The sequence below is a fragment of the Polaromonas sp. P1_E1_2 genome (assembly GCF_056406035.1).
Window position 1 is genome coordinate 1 of the sequence record NZ_JBFUAZ010000391.1, and the last position, 4096, is coordinate 4096.

Consider the following 4096-nt stretch of genomic DNA (forward strand, 5'->3'; position numbering starts at 1 on the left):
GCGCTGCGCAACGAAATTGTGGCCATGCGCGAAAAGGTTCGCGACGCCCATCCGATCAAGAGCCTCCACGCAACGCCAAGCCCCACAGGCGGATCCGTCTCAGGCCCGCCTCCGCTCAAGGCTGAAAAATTTGACGTCAAGCACAGTGCGGGCGGCATGGTGGACGCCGAGTTCGCCGTGCAGTTCCTGGTGCTTTCCCAATCAGCCCGGCACCCGGAATTGAGGGACAACGTCGGCAACATCTCGCTCCTGCARCGCGCAGAAACGGCCGGCCTGCTGCCGGCCGGCGTCGGCCAGCGGGCGGCAAGCGCCTACCGCGAACTGCGGCGTGTCCAGCACCGCGCACGCCTCAACGAAGAACCCACCCAGGTCAACCCGCCTGCGCTTGAGGCAGAGCGCGGCGCGATCCAGCAACTGTGGGTCGCCACTTTCAAATCAAACAATTGATTTAATTCAATCGATTGTTTGATTAGTGTGCTCTAATCCGGGCACATGACACCCGACCTGCCCTCTCAAACACCGTCGCGCTCAGCCAAGCCTGAAGGCGAAAGCCGAAAACAGCGCTCCGACGGCGCCCACGCAAGGGCGCACCTGTTGCTCGCGGCACTCAGGCTGTTTTCCGAAAAAGGGTTTGCCAAAACCTCGATTCGCGATATCGCCCATGCTGCGGGAGCCAACGTGGCGGCGATCAGCTATTACTTTGGCGACAAGGCCGGCTTGTACCGGGCCGTTTTCACCGAACCGCTGGGCAGCGCGCGCGATGACATTGCGCTGTACAACCAGCCCCATTTCACCTTGCGGCAGTCCCTTGAAGGCTTTTTTTCGAGCTTCCTCGAACCTTTACGCCAAGGTGAACTGGTGCAGTTGTGCATGAAGCTCCACTTTCGCGAGATGCTGGAACCCACAGGCCTGTGGGCCGAAGAAATCGACCAGGGGATCAAGCCGGCGCATACCGCGCTGGTTATTGTGCTTTGCCGCCATTTAGACGTCACCAAAGCCGACGACGAGGTGCACAGGCTGGCGTTTTCCATCACCGGGCTGGCACTTCAGATGTTCCTCAGCCGCGAAGTCGTGGAGGCGATCCGGCCCCAGCTGTTCGGAACACCTGAAGCCCTGGAACAGTGGGCCGTCAGCCTGGTGGCGTATGCCGAAGCCATGGTAGGCGTCGAAATGGCACGCCGAAATCACCTTTCCGATTACCCCGTGGCCGCGGCGCCGCGATTGAACACAGCACACCATGAAAAAAACTGACTCCGGACGCGATCGCTTGCGCTTGCTGACAGCGGCGCCGCTGTTCGGCGCATGCGCGCTGTTGCTGGGCGGCTGCGCTTCCGACAATCCGCACACACCACCTTCCGTCTCGATTCCCGCGCAATGGCAAACGCCTTTGCCGGCGGCGGGCACCACAGCAGCATTGCCTCACGGCGGCAGCCTGAAAGGGCTGTCGCAATGGTGGCAGCAACAAAATGACCCCTTGCTGGTGGAACTGATCATGGCGGCGGAATCGGTCAGCCCGACCGTTTCCACCGCGCGCTCCAACATTGAGCAGGCGCGGGCTTCACGCGTGGCCTCGGGCGCAGCCATGCTGCCTACCCTTGATGGCACCGCCAGCGTCAGCCGCGGACGCTCGGCACCCGTGAACCGTACAGCGCCACCGATTGCCACAACCGCCCAGGTGGGTTTGCAGACCTCCTGGGAGATCGACCTCTTCGGTCAGTACGCCGCGAGCCGGGATGCCGATCAGCAGCGGCTGGAGGGCTCCCAGGCGCTGTGGCATTCGGCGCGGGTATCGATTGCCGCCGAGGTGGCCACCCAGTACTACAGCCTGCGCGCTTGCGAAAAGCTGCTCGAGGTTGCGCGCTCCGATGCCGCATCCCGGGGTGAAACTGCACGTTTGGCGGAACTCAGCACCAGGGCAGGTTTTCAGGCGCCCGCCACCGCTGCATTGGCCAGGGCCAGCGCGGCCGAAGGCAACAGCAATGCCATCCAGCAGCGCGCACTGTGCGACCTGGATGTCAAGGCACTGGTGGCCCTGACTGCCATCGATGAGCCCGCACTGCGGCAAAAACTGGCCAGCACACCGGCCGACCTGACACAGGAATCGGTAGCGCCTGTCATCAGCGTGCCGGCGGAAGTGCTGGCCCAGCGGCCCGATATCTTCAATGCGGCACGCGAAGTGGACGCCGCCCACCTGGAAGTCGGCAGCGCACGCGCTCAGCGCTTTCCAAGACTCAACCYGAGCGGCTCGGTTGCGACCTCCAAGTCGTACACCGCCAGYACCACGCARCGCTTTGACACCTGGACCGTCGGGCCRCTGCAGCTGACCATCCCGATCTTTGACGGCGGCGCCAGYGARGCCAATGTAGAAGCCGCCAAGGCGCGCTACGAAGATGCCGCAGCCCAATACCGCGGCAGCGTGCGAAAAGCCGTACGGGAAGTCGAAGAAGCGCTGGTGAACCTGCAAAGCACGGCTGAACGCAGCCAGGATGCATTGATCGCCACACAAGGCTACCGCGCGTCGTTCGTCGGCACCGAAGCCCGCTACAAGAGCGGGCTGGCGAGCCTGGTCGAACTTGAAGACGCCCGTCGCACACTGCTGGCCGCACAAAGCGCCCTGGTCACGCTGCAACGTGACCGGCGCAGCGCCTGGGTTGCGCTGTACCGGGCGCTCGGCGGAGGCTGGACTACCGCCGAACCGCCTGTGCCGCCGCTGGTCTCCGATGTGCCGGCACCTTTCACCCCTGCTGCCCTCACCGCCCCCTGAGGCGCGGTTTGCCGACCCTGCCACACCTTATGACAGATCCTTTGAACACCATGCCAAACTTCAAACTAAAACCCGTCGCTCTCGCTGTGATCGCCGGGGCCGTGCTCGTTGCCGGGGCCGCAGCTTTTTTTCTTCTGAAGGCCAACGCAAAAGAAGACAAGGCAGTCACCGCAAAGCCGGCACTGACTGTCGCCACCGCGCTGCCGTCTCAAGTGACTTTGCCGGTGAAACTGAGCGCCAACGGCAATATCACCGCCTGGCAGGAGGCCGTGATCGGCTCCGAATCGAACGGCTTGCGGCTGGTGCAGGTGCAGGCCAATGTGGGCGACCAGGTCAAGGCCGGGCAGGTGCTGGCGGTGTTCTCGGGTGACAGCGTGCAGGCGGACACGGCCCAGGCCAAAGCCAGCCTGATCGAAGCCCAGGCCAACGCGGCCGACGCGGCAGACAACGCTGCGCGCGCGCGCACGCTGGCGAATTCGGGCGCTTTAAGCGAGCAGCAGATCAACCAGTACAACACCGCCGAGCAAACGGCCAGGGCGCGTGTCGAGGCGGCCAGGGCTCTCCTTGAGGTGCAGCAGGTACGCGGTAAAAACACGCAGGTGCTGGCGCCCGACAACGGCGTGATCTCCGCACGCACCGCAACGGTAGGCTCGGTAGTGCCGGCAGGCACCGAGCTGTTCCGCCTGATCCGGGGCGGCCGCCTCGAATGGCGCGCGGAAGTCACCTCGGCCGAGCTGGGCCGGATCAAGGCCGGCACGGTCGCCAGCGTGGTGGCGGCCAGCGGCGCCGAACTCAAGGGCCGGGTGCGCATGATCGCCCCGAGCGTGGACCCGCAGACCCGCGCGGCGCTGGTCTATGTGGACCTTCCCGTTTCGGCCGGCATGGCTTCCCCGGCCAAGGCCGGCATGTTTGCCCGCGGCGAATTCGATCTGGGCAGCACGTCCGCGCTGACCGTCCCGCAACCTGCGCTGGTCGTGCGCGACGGGTTCAACTACGTCTTTCGCCTCAACCCGGACAACCGCATCAGCCAGCTCAAGGTGCAGACCGGCCGGCTCGCCGGCGACCGGGTCGAAATTACCTCCGGCCTTGCTGCCGATACACGGGTRATCGTCAGCGGGGCGGGCTTCCTCAACGACGGCGACCTGGTCCGGGTCAGCGACGCCACCCCTGGAATTACGGCAAATCCGGCTATAGCGCCCGCCAGTCGTGCGCAAGCAGCTATCAAATAAGGAGCGACTCGATGAACGTCTCCTCCTGGTCAATCAAGAACCCGATCCCTGCCGTCATGCTGTTTGTGCTGCTGACGTTCGCCGGCATGCTGTCGTTCTAGGC

4 protein-coding genes are annotated in these 4096 nt (G+C 64.3%); all 4 read left to right on the plus strand.

Annotated features, from left to right (window positions below):
* On the plus strand, positions 1-447 hold a 447-nt coding region (locus AC1D1P_RS16355; RefSeq protein ID WP_477673693.1), incomplete at its 5' end, for a [protein-PII] uridylyltransferase family protein.
* A 45-nt stretch (positions 448-492) separates the two neighbouring features.
* Complete coding sequence (locus tag AC1D1P_RS16360) at positions 493-1251, plus strand: CerR family C-terminal domain-containing protein (protein ID WP_477670616.1); 759 nt, start codon at positions 493-495, stop codon at positions 1249-1251.
* Positions 1238-2764: an efflux transporter outer membrane subunit gene (locus AC1D1P_RS16365; RefSeq protein ID WP_477673694.1), complete on the plus strand. Its 1527-nt coding sequence runs from the start codon at positions 1238-1240 to the stop codon at positions 2762-2764. The genes AC1D1P_RS16360 and AC1D1P_RS16365 overlap by 14 nt, the downstream gene beginning before the upstream one ends.
* 50 nt (positions 2765-2814) lie before the next feature.
* Positions 2815-3993, plus strand: a complete 1179-nt coding sequence (locus AC1D1P_RS16370; protein ID WP_477673695.1) for an efflux RND transporter periplasmic adaptor subunit — start codon at positions 2815-2817, stop codon at positions 3991-3993.
* Positions 3994-4096 lie beyond the last annotated feature (103 nt).

Bases quoted from the DNA above. Each gene is read 5' to 3' on its own strand.
- AC1D1P_RS16360 (WP_477670616.1), top strand. From the start codon at position 493: ATGACACCCGACCTGCCCTCTCAAACACCGTCGCGCTCAGCCAAGCCT.